The organism is Nocardia sp. NPDC056000 (assembly GCF_042269265.1).
Classification (GTDB): domain Bacteria; phylum Actinomycetota; class Actinomycetes; order Mycobacteriales; family Mycobacteriaceae; genus Nocardia.
The window spans coordinates 1-16,093 of sequence record NZ_JBHJXS010000004.1 but is presented as its reverse complement, the minus strand read 5'-3'; the positions used below and the strand labels follow the sequence as shown (position 1 = coordinate 16,093).

General features: G+C 65.8%; 24 protein-coding genes. 15 read left to right on the top strand and 9 right to left on the bottom strand.

The window, feature by feature from the left end:
• Positions 1 to 31 precede the first annotated feature (31 nt).
• Both ACFC4D_RS12045 and ACFC4D_RS12040 read right to left on the bottom strand, forming a co-directional pair.
• A complete protein-coding gene (locus ACFC4D_RS12045) occupies positions 32 to 1,015 on the bottom strand; it encodes an alpha/beta hydrolase (protein ID WP_376062742.1) in 984 nt (327 codons plus the stop codon).
• Positions 1,016 to 1,200: 185 nt separating this feature from the next.
• A complete protein-coding gene (locus tag ACFC4D_RS12040) occupies positions 1,201 to 1,971 on the bottom strand; it encodes an alpha/beta fold hydrolase (protein ID WP_376062741.1) in 771 nt (256 codons plus the stop codon).
• Positions 1,972 to 2,107: 136 nt separating this feature from the next.
• Here ACFC4D_RS12040 and ACFC4D_RS12035 point away from each other — a divergent pair, with 136 nt between their 5' ends.
• Complete coding sequence (locus ACFC4D_RS12035; protein WP_376063650.1) at positions 2,108 to 2,956, top strand: helix-turn-helix transcriptional regulator; 849 nt, start codon at positions 2,108 to 2,110, stop codon at positions 2,954 to 2,956.
• Positions 2,957 to 2,968: 12 nt separating this feature from the next.
• Here ACFC4D_RS12035 and ACFC4D_RS12030 read toward each other — a convergent pair whose 3' ends face one another.
• On the bottom strand, positions 2,969 to 3,373 hold the full coding sequence (locus ACFC4D_RS12030) for a hypothetical protein (RefSeq protein ID WP_376062740.1): 405 nt from the start codon (positions 3,371 to 3,373) through the stop codon (positions 2,969 to 2,971).
• An 80-nt stretch (positions 3,374 to 3,453) separates the two neighbouring features.
• Complete coding sequence (locus ACFC4D_RS12025) at positions 3,454 to 4,173, bottom strand: SDR family oxidoreductase (RefSeq protein ID WP_376062739.1); 720 nt, start codon at positions 4,171 to 4,173, stop codon at positions 3,454 to 3,456.
• Between the two features lie 102 nt (positions 4,174 to 4,275).
• Between ACFC4D_RS12025 and ACFC4D_RS12020 the strand changes: the two genes are divergently transcribed.
• From ACFC4D_RS12020 to ACFC4D_RS11980, 9 genes are all read left to right on the top strand, one after another.
• On the top strand, positions 4,276 to 5,136 hold the full coding sequence (locus ACFC4D_RS12020; RefSeq protein ID WP_376062738.1) for a helix-turn-helix transcriptional regulator: 861 nt from the start codon (positions 4,276 to 4,278) through the stop codon (positions 5,134 to 5,136).
• Between the two features lie 147 nt (positions 5,137 to 5,283).
• Positions 5,284 to 5,439 (top strand): DUF6131 family protein, encoded by a 156-nt coding sequence (locus ACFC4D_RS12015; protein WP_375959595.1) that lies wholly within the window; start codon positions 5,284 to 5,286, stop codon positions 5,437 to 5,439.
• Positions 5,440 to 5,465: 26 nt separating this feature from the next.
• Positions 5,466 to 5,873, top strand: a complete 408-nt coding sequence (locus ACFC4D_RS12010; RefSeq protein WP_376062737.1) for a hypothetical protein — start codon at positions 5,466 to 5,468, stop codon at positions 5,871 to 5,873.
• A gap of 112 nt (positions 5,874 to 5,985) precedes the next feature.
• Positions 5,986 to 6,378: a DUF3618 domain-containing protein gene (locus tag ACFC4D_RS12005; protein WP_376062736.1), complete on the top strand. Its 393-nt coding sequence runs from the start codon at positions 5,986 to 5,988 to the stop codon at positions 6,376 to 6,378.
• The gene (locus tag ACFC4D_RS12000) at positions 6,375 to 6,635 is read left to right on the top strand and encodes a DUF4235 domain-containing protein (protein WP_364648008.1); all 261 of its coding nucleotides are present in this window, start codon (positions 6,375 to 6,377) and stop codon (positions 6,633 to 6,635) included. Before ACFC4D_RS12005 ends, ACFC4D_RS12000 begins: the two co-directional genes overlap by 4 nt.
• Positions 6,636 to 6,953: 318 nt before the next feature.
• Positions 6,954 to 7,265, top strand: a complete 312-nt coding sequence (locus ACFC4D_RS11995) for an STAS domain-containing protein (RefSeq protein ID WP_375959599.1) — start codon at positions 6,954 to 6,956, stop codon at positions 7,263 to 7,265.
• Positions 7,265 to 8,212 carry an anti-sigma factor RsbA family regulatory protein gene (locus tag ACFC4D_RS11990; protein WP_376062735.1) on the top strand — a complete coding sequence of 316 codons (948 nt, stop codon included), beginning with the start codon at positions 7,265 to 7,267 and terminating at the stop codon, positions 8,210 to 8,212. The genes ACFC4D_RS11995 and ACFC4D_RS11990 overlap by 1 nt, the downstream gene beginning before the upstream one ends.
• A 117-nt stretch (positions 8,213 to 8,329) precedes the next feature.
• Positions 8,330 to 8,824 carry an ATP-binding protein gene (locus ACFC4D_RS11985; RefSeq protein WP_376062734.1) on the top strand — a complete coding sequence of 165 codons (495 nt, stop codon included), beginning with the start codon at positions 8,330 to 8,332 and terminating at the stop codon, positions 8,822 to 8,824.
• A 50-nt stretch (positions 8,825 to 8,874) separates the two neighbouring features.
• Entirely contained in the window at positions 8,875 to 9,219 is a 345-nt protein-coding gene (locus ACFC4D_RS11980; protein WP_375959605.1) for an STAS domain-containing protein, read from the top strand.
• A gap of 42 nt (positions 9,220 to 9,261) precedes the next feature.
• Here the strand turns inward: ACFC4D_RS11980 and ACFC4D_RS11975 are convergent, their stop codons facing one another.
• On the bottom strand, positions 9,262 to 10,104 hold the full coding sequence (locus ACFC4D_RS11975; RefSeq protein WP_376062733.1) for a SigB/SigF/SigG family RNA polymerase sigma factor: 843 nt from the start codon (positions 10,102 to 10,104) through the stop codon (positions 9,262 to 9,264).
• A 105-nt stretch (positions 10,105 to 10,209) separates the two neighbouring features.
• Positions 10,210 to 10,611, bottom strand: a complete 402-nt coding sequence (locus tag ACFC4D_RS11970; protein ID WP_376062732.1) for a hypothetical protein — start codon at positions 10,609 to 10,611, stop codon at positions 10,210 to 10,212.
• Positions 10,612 to 10,838: 227 nt separating this feature from the next.
• Here ACFC4D_RS11970 and ACFC4D_RS11965 point away from each other — a divergent pair, with 227 nt between their 5' ends.
• Entirely contained in the window at positions 10,839 to 10,994 is a 156-nt protein-coding gene (locus ACFC4D_RS11965) for a DUF6131 family protein (RefSeq protein WP_364648028.1), read from the top strand.
• A gap of 59 nt (positions 10,995 to 11,053) precedes the next feature.
• Here ACFC4D_RS11965 and ACFC4D_RS11960 read toward each other — a convergent pair whose 3' ends face one another.
• Together ACFC4D_RS11960 and ACFC4D_RS11955 are read right to left on the bottom strand one after the other, a co-directional pair.
• The gene (locus tag ACFC4D_RS11960) at positions 11,054 to 11,506 is read right to left on the bottom strand and encodes an SRPBCC family protein (RefSeq protein ID WP_376062731.1); all 453 of its coding nucleotides are present in this window, start codon (positions 11,504 to 11,506) and stop codon (positions 11,054 to 11,056) included.
• A gap of 26 nt (positions 11,507 to 11,532) precedes the next feature.
• Positions 11,533 to 11,994, bottom strand: a complete 462-nt coding sequence (locus ACFC4D_RS11955; protein WP_364648034.1) for an SRPBCC family protein — start codon at positions 11,992 to 11,994, stop codon at positions 11,533 to 11,535.
• A gap of 307 nt (positions 11,995 to 12,301) precedes the next feature.
• Here ACFC4D_RS11955 and ACFC4D_RS11950 point away from each other — a divergent pair, with 307 nt between their 5' ends.
• Positions 12,302 to 13,030, top strand: coding sequence for a GAF and ANTAR domain-containing protein (locus ACFC4D_RS11950; protein ID WP_376062730.1), 729 nt, complete (start codon positions 12,302 to 12,304; stop codon positions 13,028 to 13,030).
• A gap of 95 nt (positions 13,031 to 13,125) precedes the next feature.
• Here the strand turns inward: ACFC4D_RS11950 and ACFC4D_RS11945 are convergent, their stop codons facing one another.
• The gene (locus tag ACFC4D_RS11945; protein WP_376062729.1) at positions 13,126 to 14,628 is read right to left on the bottom strand and encodes an MFS transporter; all 1,503 of its coding nucleotides are present in this window, start codon (positions 14,626 to 14,628) and stop codon (positions 13,126 to 13,128) included.
• 90 nt (positions 14,629 to 14,718) lie between these two features.
• Here ACFC4D_RS11945 and ACFC4D_RS11940 point away from each other — a divergent pair, with 90 nt between their 5' ends.
• The 3 genes from ACFC4D_RS11940 (at position 14,719) to ACFC4D_RS11930 (ending at position 16,047) form a co-directional block, all read left to right on the top strand.
• Entirely contained in the window at positions 14,719 to 15,378 is a 660-nt protein-coding gene (locus ACFC4D_RS11940; protein ID WP_375959615.1) for a TetR/AcrR family transcriptional regulator, read from the top strand.
• A 35-nt stretch (positions 15,379 to 15,413) separates the two neighbouring features.
• Complete coding sequence (locus ACFC4D_RS11935) at positions 15,414 to 15,710, top strand: DUF427 domain-containing protein (RefSeq protein WP_376062728.1); 297 nt, start codon at positions 15,414 to 15,416, stop codon at positions 15,708 to 15,710.
• A gap of 181 nt (positions 15,711 to 15,891) precedes the next feature.
• Complete coding sequence (locus ACFC4D_RS11930; protein ID WP_364648067.1) at positions 15,892 to 16,047, top strand: DUF6131 family protein; 156 nt, start codon at positions 15,892 to 15,894, stop codon at positions 16,045 to 16,047.
• Positions 16,048 to 16,093: the final 46 nt, after the last annotated feature.

Below are 16,093 nucleotides of genomic sequence, written 5' to 3'. Positions count from 1 at the left end.
CCGCCGCGCGTACCCGATCGGGTAGCCGTCGCTAGTTGACGCGGCTGCCGACGGACTGGGCCAGGAATGGCCAGGACTGCTTCAGATCGTCCTCCCAGTAGCCCCAGGAATGGGTGCCGACGGGCCGATCATCAAATGTCACAGGGATATTCAGCTCGTGCAGGCGGTTGGCGAGGTTCTCGGTGCAGTAGTGGATGGCGGCTTCGATGGGGCCTCCGAAGGCTACCTGCACGGGGAGTGGGATCAGGCCTTCGAGGACTCGGCGGTCGGTCGGGGTGTCGTGCGGGGCCGCCGGGATTCCGGTGCCCGAGCTCAGGTAGACGGCGGTGCCGCGCAGTCGATCCGCGTTCACGAAGGGGTCGTTGGCGCGCCACAGTGGGTTGTCGGCCGGGCCCCACATGTTCTCGACGCTTTTGCCGCCGCCCCAGTTCTCCACCGTGATCCGCACGAACTCGTGGCCGATGGGGTCCGAGGTTTGCGCGCAGCCGCTGTAGGAGGCGACGCTGTTCCAGTATCCGGGTTTGGCGATCGCGAGGTTCAACACCGATGTGCCGCTCATCGATACGCCGACCAGTGTGCGAGTTCCGTTGGCCCCCAAGAACTTCTCGATGACCGGGGGTAGTTCGTCGTTGAGGAAGCTCTGCCATTTGTTGTGGCCGAGCACCGCGTCATCGCGGATCCAGTCGGTGTAATAGGAATTGCTGCCGCCGTACGGGGTCACCACGTTGATGTCCTTGGCGCGCAGGAAGCTCACGACGTCGGTCTGGGCGTCCCAGCCGCTCTGATTCGGGCCGCCACCGGAACCGTTGAGCAGGTACATCGTGGGGCGGGAGGGTTCCGCCGCACGGATGACCTGCACCGGGATCGCCCTGCTCATGGCGGGTGAGAACACCATCACCGTCTGCTGCCGGTCGTTCACCTGTTCCACCGACACCACACCCGCGCCTTCCGGCTCGGCGGCGGCGGTCGTGGCCGCACCGGCCATACCGCCCGCCACCAGCGCACTCACGCACATCCAGCGCAGTATTGTCGTGGGTCTCAATCGCCGTGTTCTCAATCTCGGTCCCTCTCATGAGCTTTCATCAGGCACGTGTGGAACGAAGGCGCGCGATGCCTCGCGAACACGGCATCCTGAAGCAGCACCACAGGAGGTTCGCCATGCGGCGTCCGGCGGTTTGGTCCGGTGTCCGGTGAGTTGGCTCAGTCGAGGAAGTCACCGACGAGTTTGGCCAGCTCGGCGGGCTGTTCGGCCATGGTGATGTGGCCGGAATCGATTTCCGCGTAGGTGGCGTCCGGGATATCCGCGGTGATCTCGCGGGAGTACTGCGGGGAGATCAGTGCGTCATTGGTGCATCCGATCACCAGTGTGGACGCCTGGATCTGCGGGAGCAGATCGCGGACATCCAGACTGTTGGCCAGATCGATCTGGCGGAGCCTGCCGGGTGCGGGCTGGTAGGCGGCCGCGTGCCCTGCCAGGACCGGCGGGGCGAGGGCTTCCAGGTAGGCGCGGCTGAACGCGATCAGCATGGTGTAGCGGGCGAAAGTGTTCGCGTCATCGGCGAGATCCCGCCAGAGCGACATCTTCTCGCGCAGGAACGCGCCGCCCTGTCCGGTCCAGCCCGACACCAGTACGAGGCGAGTGACCAGATCGGGATGGACCGCCGCGACCCTGGAGGCCACCGCACCGCCCATGGAATGTCCGACCACGTCCGCGGGGCCCTGCCCGAGATCGTCGATGACGGCTGCCACCTGCTCTGCGAGCAGCTCGACCGTCAGTGCGCCGCCGTCGTCGTGCGCCGCGTCGCTGCCCGAAAGATCCGGCAGCACAACCGTTCTGGTTGCGGCCAAGGTCGCAGCCACACCATCCCACACCTGCGAGCCCGGGCTGCCGCCGTGCACCAGGACCACGGGTCGGCCCGTGCCCAATACCCGGTACGGAATCCGCGCCGCGCCCACTGTGATCTCTCTCATTTTCGTCTCCTCATGTCGAACTGCTTGCCCCACAGACGGTGCCAGCATCCGGTGGCAATGAGCAGTGGAGCGGTTGCCCTAGGATCGGCAGTCCTAGCCAACGCGGTTCGAAGCGCCGAAGAGGGGTGACATGACAGTGGACAGGGCCAAACTGGCGGAGTTCCTGCGCCGTTCGCGCGAGCGGCTGCGACCCGAGGAAGTCGGCCTGGTGGTCGGTCCGCGCCGTCGCACGCCCGGGTTGCGCCGCGAGGAACTGGCCCAATTGGCCGGGGTATCAGCCGACTACGTGATGCGCCTGGAACAGGCGCGCGGTCCCCAGCCCTCGACCCAACTGCTCGCCGCCCTCGCTCGCGCATTGCGGCTGTCCGAGGACGAACGTGATCACCTCTATCTGCTCGCGGGTCATCGTCCGCCCCCGGGCGCGCGGGCCGGCGAGCACGTCCGCCCCGCACTGCGCTACCTACTCGACCGCCTCGGCGACACCCCCGCTCAGCTCATCACCGACCTCGGCGATCTGCTCGCCCAGAACGCCCTCGCCGACGCACTCTTCGGTTGCGTGTGCGAGATCGAGGAAGGAGACCGAAACATCGTGTGGCGCTGGTTCACCGACCCGCGGATGCGCGCGATGTACCCCGCCGAAGACCACGATCAGCTCGGCGGCGAGCTGGTAGCCGACCTGCGTGCGGCCGCCGCACACCGCGGCTACGACCGTCCCGCGAACGCACTGATCGAACGGCTCGAAGCCGCCAGTGATGAATTCGCCGCACGGTGGCAACGACACGAGGTTGCCCTGCGCCAAGGCCATCGGGTGCGCGTCATCCATCCCACCGTCGGGCCCATCGAATTCGACTTCGAGATATTGCAGACCCGAGCCACCGACCAGCGCCTGCGCTTGTTCACCCCGCCACCGGAGTCGGCGGGCATCGAGGCTCTCGAGCTGCTGCGTGAGGTCGGGCCCGCGACCGCCCACCGCGATCATCGATAGGACCTGCCGGGCTCAGCGCTGGGCGGGATCTACCCAGCGGCGCAACGCGTCGATGGTGGTTTCCGGTGAGGTGTTGAAGCACAGGCGGATTCCGGGAGAGATCTCGGTGATCACGTTCACCAGTCGCTCGAATAGGAGAGTGTGCTCGGCCGCCATGCGGACACCCGCGCCGATCATCGCGACCCGGAACGATCCGGTCGACGCGCATTCGCGGAGTCTCGTTTCAGCGGCATCGGGGTCTGCGGGGAGCTGGCAGGAGACGAGGTCGAATCCGGCGGCGCGCAGCGCGCTTTCGCCTGCCTCGATGCGCGCGGTGAGTGTCGCCTCGTCCAGGCCCGGATAGCGGCTGTAGTCGATGGCGCTGGGGTGCAGGCCGATCGACAGGACGGCCGAGTTGCTCGAATCGTGTTGTTCCACTGGATGATTCTCCGATCGGAGGACGAAGTTCAACAGTGCCAGGCAGGGCACGGACAGGGCGAGGACGATCACCATAACCCTCACCACGGGACGGCCCCGTTCCGGTCGAAGAATCCGCCCGTGGGGCCGTCCGGGCCGATGCCCGCGAGTTCGACGATCGCGGCCGTGCCCTCGCTGACGCTCTGAAAACCGCTGTGGCCGTTGAGATCTGTGGCCGTATACCCGGGGTCGACCGCATTGACACGAATATCGGGCAGCGCTGCGGCATACACGGTGGTGAGCATGTTGAGGGCAGCTTTTGTCGTCGGGTAGCCCAGCGTGGGTCGCACCAGATCCTTCCACCTCGGATCGGTCAGGGTCGCGATCGAACCCATACCGCTGGAGACCATGACGACGCGAGGTTGGCCGGAGGCGCGCAACAGTGGCAGAAAGGCGTTCAGCACGCGGATCGGGCCGAAGACATTGGTCTCGAATATCTCGCGTAGATCCTCGGCCCGCGTCCGGGCGGGGTCCATCGAGGGTCCGGCGATCGCGGCGTTGTTGATCAGCACATCGAGGCGGCCGGCGATGGCCCGCACCGTTGCCGCTGCCGCGTCCACCGAATCCTGCGAAGTCACATCCAGGGCGAGGGGGTGAACCCTCAGCCCCTGCGCGGCGAGCTCGGTCACCGCCTTCGTTCCGCGGGCGCTGTCGCGTGCGGCGAGAAATACCTCCCATCCCGATTCGGCCAGTCGGCGCGCGGTTTCGCGGCCGAGTCCCTTGTTCGCGCCGGTGACCAGTGCGATTGTCGTTGTCCTCATGGGAACCAGCCTCGGAGTGCGCGCCCGGCGACTCCAGGACCTGGGCGGCCTGGGACCGCGGGTACCACCCCCGGTCGGCGATCCCACGGCACGATGGGAGGGGTGGACAGGGCTGAACTGGCTACGGTGCTGCGCACCGCGCGATCGCGAATCACACCCGCCGATGTGGGACTGCCGGGCGGGTTCCGCAGGCAGGTTCCCGGCTTGCGGCGCGAGGAAGTGGCCCAATTGGCCGGGCTCAGCGTCGATTATGTGGTCCGGCTTGAGCAGGGTCGTGGGCCCCGGCCGTCCGATCAGGTGCTGGGTGCGCTGACCCGGGCGCTGCGGGTCAGCGACTCCGATCGGGATCTGATTTTCCGGCTCGCGGGAGCCGAGCCCCCACAGGCCGGGCGGATCGCAATGACGATCAAACCGAGCGTCATGCGCCTGCTGGACCGGATGGCCGACCTGCCCGCACTGGTGATCTCCGCCAAATCCGATGTGCTGGCGTGGAATCCGCCTGCGGCGGCACTGCTCGGCGATTTCTCCCGACGCCCGCCCGCGCGGCGGAACATCATGTGGCAGCGCTTCCTCGGCGATGGACTCGACCGGGTCGTCATGACACCGGAGGCGGAAGCCGCCAACGCCCTCGACTGCGTGGGCTGCCTCCGCACGGTGCACGCGAAGTACCCGAGGGATCCCGACCTGGCCCGGCTGATCACCGAACTTCGCACGGGCAGTGCACAATTCGATGAACTATGGCGGGCCGGTCGCTCGGGACAGCTGAGCAGCCGCACGACCACCATCGCCCATCCCGAGCTGGGCGTGCTCGATCTCGACTGCGACGCCCTGCTGGTGCCGGAGGCCGATCAAACCGTCGTCGTGTACTCCGCCGCGCCCGGTACGCGCTCGGCCTCGGCACTCGAACTCCTCCGCGTCACCGGTGTCGAACAATTCAGTCCCGATGGAGCAGCAGGCGACTGACCGAGAGCACCGTGCGAACTCGGTTGGGGTGAGCCAGTTTTCCGACCTCTTCGAATCTCCTGAAAAATTCGTCCACCGCGCAACGTTTGGGCCGTTGCGTTCAGGGAACAGCGGTCCTGTCATCGCAACTCGCCCAAAGGAACTCACATGATCGTCCTGGGAATCATTCTCCTGCTCGCCGGAATCCTGATCGGCATTCCGCTCCTCACCACCCTTGGCATCATCGTGCTCGTTGTCGGGCTGGCTCTGATGCTGCTCGGATCCACCGGCCGTGCGGTCGGCGGCCGCCGACATTACTTCTGACGCCCCGGTTATTCGAGGAGCATTTGATGCAATCTGCCGAATCGCGGCTGGCGGCTTCGGCCCTGATCGCCGTCGAACTACTGCGCAGGGCCGTCGAACACGAGGCGGCGTGCGACTCGCGAGAACTGTTCGACGGCAAGGGGAATGGGGTGCATCCGCGCCTCATGCGCCTCAGCGGCGTCATGAATGACCTGCGGGTGCACTTCGATCTGAACCCCCAGGACATCGACCTGAACTTTCACGCGGACGTGCTGCCGAATCCACCGGTGGAACCGCCGGAACCCGCGCCCCCGATACCGCCACTCGAACCCGCGCCGTCACCGCTGCCGCCCGTTCCCGAACCCGCGGAGCCCTTCACGACGCCGCCGCCCGGCAGCCCTCCCGCAGAGCCCGGTCCGCAACCATCGCCTCAGATTTCGATACCGCTCAACTGAAGCGCTCGCGATGGCTATGGCGGGCAAGAGGTCCGTCAGCGAGGCCGGTGCCCAACGAAACGATCGAGAACGTCCGAGAGGACATCGAAACCATCAGGAGTCGGAGTCAGGGATGAATGACGCAACAGGGCCGCTCGAGTCCGACGCGGCAGAACAATTGCGGCGCGATCGGGAGCAAACCCGCCAGGAGCTCGGCCAGACCGTCGCGGAACTGGCCGACAAAGCCGATGTCCGGGCACGCGCCGAGGACAACCCTCATGAAACCGCTGAGGCCGCACGACTATCCGCCGCCAATGCGACTGAGCAGGCCCACGAAATCGCGGATCAGGCTCGGACGCAAGCCACACATGTGGCTGAGGCTGTCGCTGCCAAGACGCCTGCACCTGTCACCGATCGTGGCAGGCAGATCGCGGGTATCGCGCGGCGCTATCCGGTGCCCCTCGTTGCCGCAGTCGTTTCCGGCGCGGCGCTGATCTGGTGGACAGCGCGGCGGAGGCAGGCATGACCACGTTGTACAAACCCGTTGGCATGCTCGTGGGCGTGCTCGGCGGCATTGCGGCCAACGTGGTGTTCGCTCAGCTCTGGCGTCGCCTGAGCGGGGAGGACCAGGCCCCGAGCGCCACCGCACGGGATTACAGCTGGCGAGAGATCCTGATCGCAGCGGCTCTCCAGGGCGCGATCTTCGGGGTGGTCAAAGCCGGAATCGACCGCGCCGGCGCCTCGGGGTATCAGCGCCTGACCGGAAGCTGGCCGGACAAATAGGCCGTATCCCCACGATTCACCGGTAGCCCCGGTCCAGATGGACGGGGCTACCGGACTAGGTACGCCCGGTCCGCATTTCGCCACAACGGTGGGCGACGAACCGAGATCAGGAGCACGACAAGGACGGCTATGACAAGAATCTCGATGGTCAGGCGCATATCCTGCGATCAATTGGTTAATCAAGGGCACGATGGGAGTTGACGGCGTCTCGTAGCGCGGCACCACCGGGATGATCGCCGGAACTCCAGCCCATTCCAGGCAGGAAGAGACCTCGCAGTGACGCAGCGGCCCAGGCCACACACCGGAGCATCGGCGGCGATGCCGCTCGGAAGGTTGTTGTGGGCGGCGCATTCGGTGGACCCCACCGGTTGGTGGTGCGTCGGGGAGGTCGACTTCACCACTCGTGACGAGTGGAGCGCGGTGTTGGGAGAGCTGCCCCGCGCGAGCGATGTGCACCTGGATCTGTCCCAGGTGCGGTTCATCGACGCCCACGGCACGTCGTTGCTGGTGGCCGCCGCACAGGACGCCGGGGCCGACCGGCGGTTCGTTCTCCATCACCCACCCGCGGCGATGTTGCGTGTGCTGCAACAATTCTGGCCGTCGGTGCCGACGATCGAGGTTGCCCGCTGATGCTTGCCACAGTAACGGCCGATGACCGCACCGAGCCATTCGAGCACCCCGCGCTGTTCTACCGCGACGCCGACGAGTATCTCTCCGGCACACTCGCTTTCATCTACGAGGGTCTGGTCCGCGACGAGCCGGTCGCGGTAGCGGTGCCCACGGCCAATCTGGAACTCATCCGCACGGCGCTCGGCGCGAGCGCGAACGCGGTGCGGCTGATGGATATGACCGTCGAAGGCCGCAATCCCGGGCGCATCATTCCCGGGGTGCTACGCGCGTTCACCGATACCCATCCGGGCAAGCGGGTCCGCATAGTCGGCGAACCGGTCTGGGCCGATCGGTCCGAAGCCGAGTATCCGGCCTGCGCCCAGCACGAGGCATTGATCAACGCTGTGTTCGCCGGGCGCGAAGTCAGCATTCTGTGTCCGTACAACATGACTGAGTTGCCGGCGCACATGGTGGCCGACGCGCACGCCACCCATCCGATCCTGATCGACCATAGCGGCCGAAACCACAGCGGCGCATACGATCCCGACTCGATCGTGGCGTCGTACAATCGCCCGCTGCCCGCTCCCCCGGCCGATGCCATGGTGTTCGAGTTCGATGCGAACACCCTGACGCGGGTTCGGCATGCGGCCATGGCGTACGCGCGCGATATCGGAATGTCCGAGTACCGGCTGGTGGACGCGGAGCTGATCATCGCCGAGACCATCACCAATTCGGTCGTACACGGCGGCGGGCGGGGCACGCTGTCCACGTGGACCCGCGATGGTCAATTGTGCTTGCAGGTCCACGATGCAGGGCATATCACCAACCCGCTTGCGGGCCGACTGCCCGCACCGCCGCGCGTTCCGGGCGGTCGCGGGTTGCTGCTGGTGAATCAGCTGGCGGAACTGGTGCGCATCCATACCGGTCCCCAGGGCACGGTGCTGCACCTCCGGCAAGCACTGATCTGAGTCTCGATGGGCCGGACTCCGTTTCCCCCGCCCCTCGGCGGGTAGACCGAGTTCAGAGGCACTTGACGCTTCCATCGACAGATCGCGCAGATCGCTACAGATTTCGGGGGTGATCGAATGACCGGTCCACCACCAACCCATCGCGGCGTCGGCAATGACGGGCAACCGCATCACTCAGGGTCTTCCATCGAAAACCATGCGGCTGAATCTCTTTGGATCCAGACCGCGCCCGGTGACACGACCATCGTCGCGGTCCCGGCGGAGCCCGCACGCCTCTCGATGTTGCGGGCACTTTCTGAAACGCTGTGTCTTACGGCCGGTTTCGGCATCGGTGTGGCGAATGACATTCGCCTCGCTGTCGATGAGGCGGCCTCTGCGATGGTGCCGCATCGCACGCCCAGCACCAACATCACATGTGAGTTCGCCTACGACAAACAGTCGATAGTGGTCCGAGTCATCTCGATTTCCCGGGACGCAACAGCTTTCAGCGGTGCGGAGCTGGGCTGGCGACTGCTGCGGGCGGTGACGGACACGCTCGAAACGACGCGGAAAGCCTTCGATCCTCGCGTATCCGGCTATCCGGCGGAAGTGAAGTTCACCCGGAACCGGTAAGTGCGACCCTAATCGATGCGGAGCACGGCGTGGGCTGAGATAGTTCCACCGTGAGCAATGAAGTTGGTGAGCTGATCATCGGTACCCGTACCGTGGGGTCAGCAGTGGTTTTGTCCGTGGCCGGTGAGGTCGATGTGGTGTCGGCGCCGAAATTGGCGGCGGCGGTGGCCGACGCGGCTTCGTCGGCATCGACACTGCTCGTGGTCGATCTCTCGCAGGTGAAGTTCTTCGGTTCGGCGGGGCTCAGCGTTCTGGTCGGGGCGCGTGAGACGGCCCCGGATCTGGGATTGAAGGTGATCGCGTCGGCACAGGTCCGGCGCCCCATCGAGGTCACCGGCCTCGACATGGTGCTCGAGGTGTACGACACGCTGGAGCAGGCATTGGGCGGCGAGTGACGATCGGCCGAATCGCCTTCTCCGCGAAGATGTTCGGAGCAGTTACGACTGCGACGGGGACTCGCTGAGCGCCTCTCGGCGAAGGGTGTCCAGCGTGCGGGTCAGCAGGCGTGAGACCTGCATTTGCGAAATGCCCAGGCGCGCGGCGATTTCCCGCTGAGTCAATTGACCGTAGTAGCGCCACTCCAGTATTTGCCGTTCGCGCTCGGGCAGTGCGGCGAGTAAGGGACGGACCGCCATCGCGCCTTCGAGCAGCTCGTAGCACGGCTCGGGCTTGCCCAGGCGTTCGGCCACCGGGGAGGCATCCTGCTCCGGGTTGTCACCGCGCGGGTTGTCCAGGGATTCGGTGGTGTAGCAATTCGCCGCGACCAGCGCGAGCGTGACTTCGCCGAGCTCGACGTCCAGCTCCGTGGCGAGTTCACGTGCGGTGGGCATCCGCCCCAGTCGCTGCGCGAGCACTTCGGTCGCGGGTCCGATGCGGACGTGGAGTTCTTTGACGGTGCGACTGACGCGCACGGCCCAGGTGCGGTCGCGGAAGTACCTGCGCACCTCACCCATGACCGTCGGTATCGCGTAGCCGAGAAAGGTCGCGCCGTGCTGCGGATCGAAACCGTCGACGGCTTTGACCAGGCCGACCCGAGCGGTTTGCAGCAGATCGTCGTATTCCTGCCCGCGCCCGGTGAAACGGCGGGCTATGTGCTCAGCCAGCGGGAGCGCGCGGCACAGAATGTCCTCACGAAGTGCGGACCGGCGCGGATCGTCGGGAGCCAGTTCGGACAGAACCGTGAACAGCGGTTCCAGGTCTTCGTAACCTTCGTCGCGTCGCTGCGACCTGGTTCGGGCATCGAGGGGCGGAGTTGGAGCGGGTGCTACTGACGCGGCCATCATGGTCTCCTGCGTCCGAGTTCGCCGCGCAGGCACACTGCTGAACCCGACTCGACATGTCCAGTATGCCGCGATCCTCTCCGGTTAAACGTCGGCGGGTCCCGGTTACGGCGTACAGGTCCCCGTTGCCGCATCGTGCGCGCCGTTGATCGCCGCGTCCTGCTGCTCGGGAGAGAACACCGACCAATCCGCGGTACCGGGATAGCCGGCGATGGTGTCGGCCACGGCCCGATCGACTCCGTCCTGCCCGGACTTGTCCCTGATGTCCCGTAAGGTCGGTAGCAGATCCTCACATGTCTTGTGCCGCAGCTTCGCCGGAGAGATCGGCGAAGGCACCGACACCGACCGGGAATTGCCCGGCGGCACGATTACCGAAGCGCTGGAATGGGTTTCGGGGCCCGGGGTGGTGGGCGACGTCGCCGGAACACCGGGACCGGCCGTTCCGTCGCAGGCCGGGGCAGCCACCGCGGTGAGGCTGAGAAGTATGAGAAACACAGTGCGCCGCATGAGGTTTCGCCTCCACTATCGCTGCGGTTGGTCGGCTATAGGCTTGCTCTACCCCGTCAGCGGCCGCTCAAGCGGACTTCGCAACCACCGCATCGCTGCGAATTCGATTCCCGCGAGCGATCTTTCCCGGACGCGGGCGCGCTCGTTTCTCCTCGGCAAATCGTGTTTGAACGTGCGGAATCCGGGCATCGCGGCGATATAAAGTCCGCTTTTCTGAAGGAACTCTCATGATCGTCCTCGGGCTCATACTCCTGATCGCCGGATTCCTGCTCGGAATCCACATCCTGACGATCCTCGGCATAATTCTGCTCGTCATCGGCGCGGTGCTGATGCTGCTCGGCGCAACCGGCCGGTCCGTCGGCGGACGCCGCCACTACTACTGATATGGCCTGCCCGTGGAGTCGTGAGCAGCACCGGGCAAGCTCACGACCCTGCGGCGGTGTCAGTCGCCGATAGTGCGATAGCCCGAGGTGACGAGGTCGCGCAAACGCGCAAGCGATTCGCTGTTGCGCGGTTTCAACAGCACCGCCTGCAACGCGCCGGGAAGTAAGCGTCCCGGACCGTGGGAGACGGTTTCGAGCATGCGGACCTCAACGGTCGCCGCATCGATCTCGTTTATCTCCAACCGGATTCGAGCCTGACCGAAGGGCCACGCTCGCGCCCGCAGCTCCAGCATGTGGGGCGGATCCGCGGCGATCACCGCGGTGGAGTCCTGCACCATCAGCGGCCATGCCCCGATACTGTGCGCGATGGTGGCCCCGACCTGCGGCCAGGTCGGGCCACCATCGCGGATGTGGGTCGAGCCCACCACCCAGTGCCCGTACGACCAGCCGTCCGCGAGCACGGCGAAAACCTGTGCCGCCGTGGCGGGCATTCTCATGCTGACCTCGGTCATCGGGGCGGCACCCACGAGATGTCCGGTTACTGTCCGGGGCGCGGGATGTCGCCACGCCAGGCGCCGGTTTCGTGGGTGCGTTCTTCGATGAAGGTCTTGAAGCGGGCGAGGTCGCCCTTGACGCGGTGGTCCAGCACGCCCAGTTTGTCGCCGACGTTTTCGAGGAATCCCTCGGGGTCGACGTCCATTTGGGTGGTGACGCGGGTGGTGAGGTCGTCGATGCGGTGGAAGGTCACCACGCCGGCGTGTTCGGGGCCGCTGTCCGAGCGCCACGCGACGCGCTCGTCGGGATGCTGTTCGGTGATCGTGGCGTCGAACTCTCGTTGCACCGGACCGACTTTGATCTTCCAGTGCGTATGCGTGTCATCGATCTGCTGTACCTGCTCGACCCCGGACATGAATTCCGGGAACGATTCGAACTGTGTCCACTGGTTGTAGACGATGCGAATGGGTGCTTTGACATCGGTTGAAGCGGTAACTGTGCTCATCGGTCACTACCATTTCCCCGGTCCGAGACCGGATCATGAGGGCCGCGCTGCCCTGACTGCTGGGCGAAAGGCCGGCCTTGGTGCCGGCATGTTCAGCGGCTACCCGAGCGAATGACGCTCAAACAACCGGCGCGGTCGCCTGATTGGAATCGACCTGATCGGGTAGCCCACGGATACGAGGCGGAGCTCCGCCAGTTCCGCTCGCACGGTCGCATCTCGCTCGCGCCCACCCACCAGGCGAGAACCGCGGTATCCCAATGCATTCGACCGCAACACACCATCGGATCCGCTCCCGCGGTGTTCGCCCGTGAACCCGTCCGCCCGATCGGGTGACTCGGTCCGAACCGCCCGCGAGGCGTTGCTGTGCGCCCTGCGCGATAGCAGCGGCCGGAGCGACGCGATCGATCGGATCAGCCGCACATGTATGGAACTGCTGCCGATCGACGGGGTGTCGATCTCATTGATCGTCAACACCGATCGACGCGAAACCCTTTACGCCAGTGACGAAGTCGTCGCCGATATCGAGTCACTGCAATTCAGCCTCGGCGAAGGGCCGTGTTTCGAAGCCGCGAAGAGCAAACGCCCGGTGCTGGTCGCGGATCTGCGCGGGACCGTCATCCGAACCTGGCCGGTGTTCGCGACCGAGATCGGCGCCCACCCGGTCGGCGCGATCTTCGCGTTTCCCTTGATGAGCGGCCTCGACAGCGTTGGCGCACTGGATCTTTACCGCAGGACGCGGGGGCGGCTGTCCACCGCCCAGGTGGCAATAGCCATGCAGGTCGCGGACATCGTGACGCTGGCGGTGCTCCGGAGTTATCCGAACGATCCGACTGCCTCGTGGTGGACAGAGCTGCCCGTCAATCGCGCACGGGTGCATCAGGCGACCGGAATGATCATTGCCGCATCCCACATCTCGGAAAAGCACGCACTCGCCCGCCTGCGCGGTTATGCGTTCGCCGTCGGCCGCTTGGTCGACGATGTCGCCGACGATCTGGTCGCCCATCGCATGGATCCGGGCGTCCTGGATACACATTGACGCCCGCGACCTGATCGAACGAACTTGTAAGACAAGTCTTTTCGTCGATCAGGTCGCGGGCGGTGAATGGACGGTAGGCCCGAGCTCGCGGTGGGTCAGAGGCTGGTGGACACCGTGGCGAATTCGCCGGCGCTCGCCAAGGCGATGTCCTCTTCGACCTCGTGCTGAGTCAGGGGACGGCCGGTGTGGCGCAGGCCGAATCCGGCCAGTAGCGCCGCTACCGCGAAGAAGGCTGCGCCGGTGAGGAATGCGATGCGGTAGGCGCTTTCGGCGGGCAGGACGATTGACCCGCCGCCGGGGAGGGTGTGGCGGAGGGTGTCGCTGGTGAGGATGGTGACGACCAAGGCGCTGCCGATGGCGCCACCCACGGTGCGCATGATCGAGTTGATGGAGTTGGCGATCCCGGTTTCGTGCGGGGCGACATTGGCGACCAGCAGGGCGGGCATGGCGGAGTAGGCGATGGCGATGGCGGCATTCGCGATGACAAGGGCGACAACGACTTCCGCGCTGGTCGAATGCAGCAGGGCCAGGGCGGTCAGGGCGCACAGGCCGATGACGCTGGCGAGCAGCAGCACGTAGCGGGGGCCGATGCGGCCGACCAGGCGACCGGCGATCGGGCCCATCAGCACCGAGACGACCGCGCCGGGGAGCATGAAGGCCACGCTCGTGCGCAGGACCGAAGCGTCGAATCCGAAGCCCGCCAAGCCATGTGGGGTGGCCACGAAGTAGGTCGCGCCGAGGAAGACGCTGAACATGGCGAAACCGACGCAGAAGCTGGCCAGGTTGGTCACCGCGACGGGGCGGTGTGCCAGCAGTGAGGTCGCGACGAGCGGTTCACGCAGTTTGGATTGCAGCAGCAGGAATCCGGCGAGCACAACGACGGCGGCCACGAACAAGCCGATCACTTGTGCACTGTCCCAACCCCATTCATGTCCCTGGGAGATCGGCAGCAGCAGGCAGACCAGGCCCAGGCCCAGTACCGCGGCACCGATGTAGTCCACGCGACCGCCCTGGCCCGCGCGGCGCGGCAGGACGCGGAACGCCAGTACCAGCACGACGGCGGTCAGGATGACGGTCAGCCAGAAGATGCGGCGGTAGTCCGCGCCGCCCTGGGTCAGCAGACCGGTCGCCACCAGTGCGACACCGCTGCCCACACCGAGGGTCGATGCGGTGACGGCCAGCGCCCCGGTCAGGCGTTCGGTCGGAAGTTCATGGCGCAGCACGCTGATCGCCAGCGGGAACAGGCCGAAACTCGCGCCCTGCAAAGCCCTTCCGGCAATCAGTAGCTCGATGCTGCTCGCGGAAGCGGCGAGCACGCTGCCCGCCAGCGTCACGACCAGCGTCGCCAGTACCACCGGCTTATGGCCGTAGACATCGCCGAGGCGACCGAGCAGTGGGGTCAGCGCGGAGGCGGCCAGCATGGTCGCGGTCGTCACCCAGCCGACGGTCGTGGCCGAGACGCCGAGCTGGTGACCTATCTGCGGCAGTGCGGGCACGGGCAGGGTCTGAACCAATGCCAGAAGGAACACGGTGCTGGCCATGGTCAGCACGATCGCGGTCGGCGACGCGGTTCGCCGAAGCTCGAGCGGGGAGGTCATTGCCGGTACCCTACGCGGGAATCGACACAGTGTCGATTATGATAGACGCCACGTCCAGTATCGATAGGCAAATCGCTCTATGGTGTGGCCATGGCGCAGAAGGGCGGACCCCAGGTGAACCAGGTCCGAGACACGACCGAGGCGGTGCGACGGCGCGGCACCCTGTCCAAGGGCGATCAGCGCGAGGCCCAGATCCTGGACGCGACCCGCGAACTGCTGATGAACAAGCCGATGGCCAAACTGACCATCGACGACATCACCGGGGCCACCGGCATCTCCCGCACGAGTTTCTACTTCTATTTCCCTTCCAAGCAGGCCGTGCTCGCGCGCCTGATGGAGGACGTGAGTGACCGCTACGCCGAGACCCACGTCTGGCTGCCGTCCACCGGCCCACAGCGCGAACTGCTGCACGCCCAGCTCACCGGGGCCGCGGAGATCTGGCACGACAACAGCAAGATCCTGGTCTGCTCACTGGAGGGGTACGACAACAGCTATCCGCCGTTGAAGGAGTTCCTCCTCGGCATGCAAACCCGGTTCACCAGCGCACTCGCCGCCAAGATCGACCGCGACCGCGCGGCCGGGCTCGCTCCCACCGGAATCGATTCGGCGACCCTGGCCACCCTCGTCACCCTCATGCGGGACGGGCGACTCTCGCAATTGTCCGCCGCACCCCGAGCCGAAGTGACGCACGGCATCGACGATCTCACCGAGGCGATCCTGCGCCTTATCTATGGCCGACTGGAGTCCTGACACCGGATCGGCTGCGCCGCTGGCACAATCGCGGCATGGCACATGCGACGGCAACCGTGAACGGCGTCATCATCGCCGAAACCGACGACTACGAGACGGTCGAAGGCAATATCTACTTCCCGCCCGCAGCGATCAAACAGGAGTACTTCACGCCCACCGACACGCACACGGTGTGCGGATGGAAGGGCACCGCGAGCTACTACACCGTCGATATCGGCGACGGCACTCCCCTGACCGATGCCGCCTGGTACTACCCCGAACCCATGGACGCCGCAGCAAATATCAAGGGCTACGTCGCCTTCTACGCGAACAAGGTCGACATCAGCAGCTGACGGACATACCGCCCTTCGGAATCGCCTCCCCGCCAACGCAATCGGTGACAAGCGTGACCGGGCCCACAAACGGCCGGACGTGAAATCATTGCAGGGCAAACCATTTCACATCTCCTCCGTTTGAGCGCCCATGTACCGGGCATAGCCCTGGAGACAAGTCCGCTCTACCGAAGGACACACCATGATCGCCCTCGGGCTCATCCTCCTGATCGCCGGCTTCCTGCTCGGCATCAACATCCTGACCACGCTCGGGGTAATCCTGCTCGTCGTCGGCGCAGTACTGGCACTGCTCGGCGCGACCGGCCGCGCGGTCGGCGGGCGTAGCCACTACTACTGATAGACCGTGAGAACGGCGGGGCCGTGAGCAGCACCGCTGCTCACGC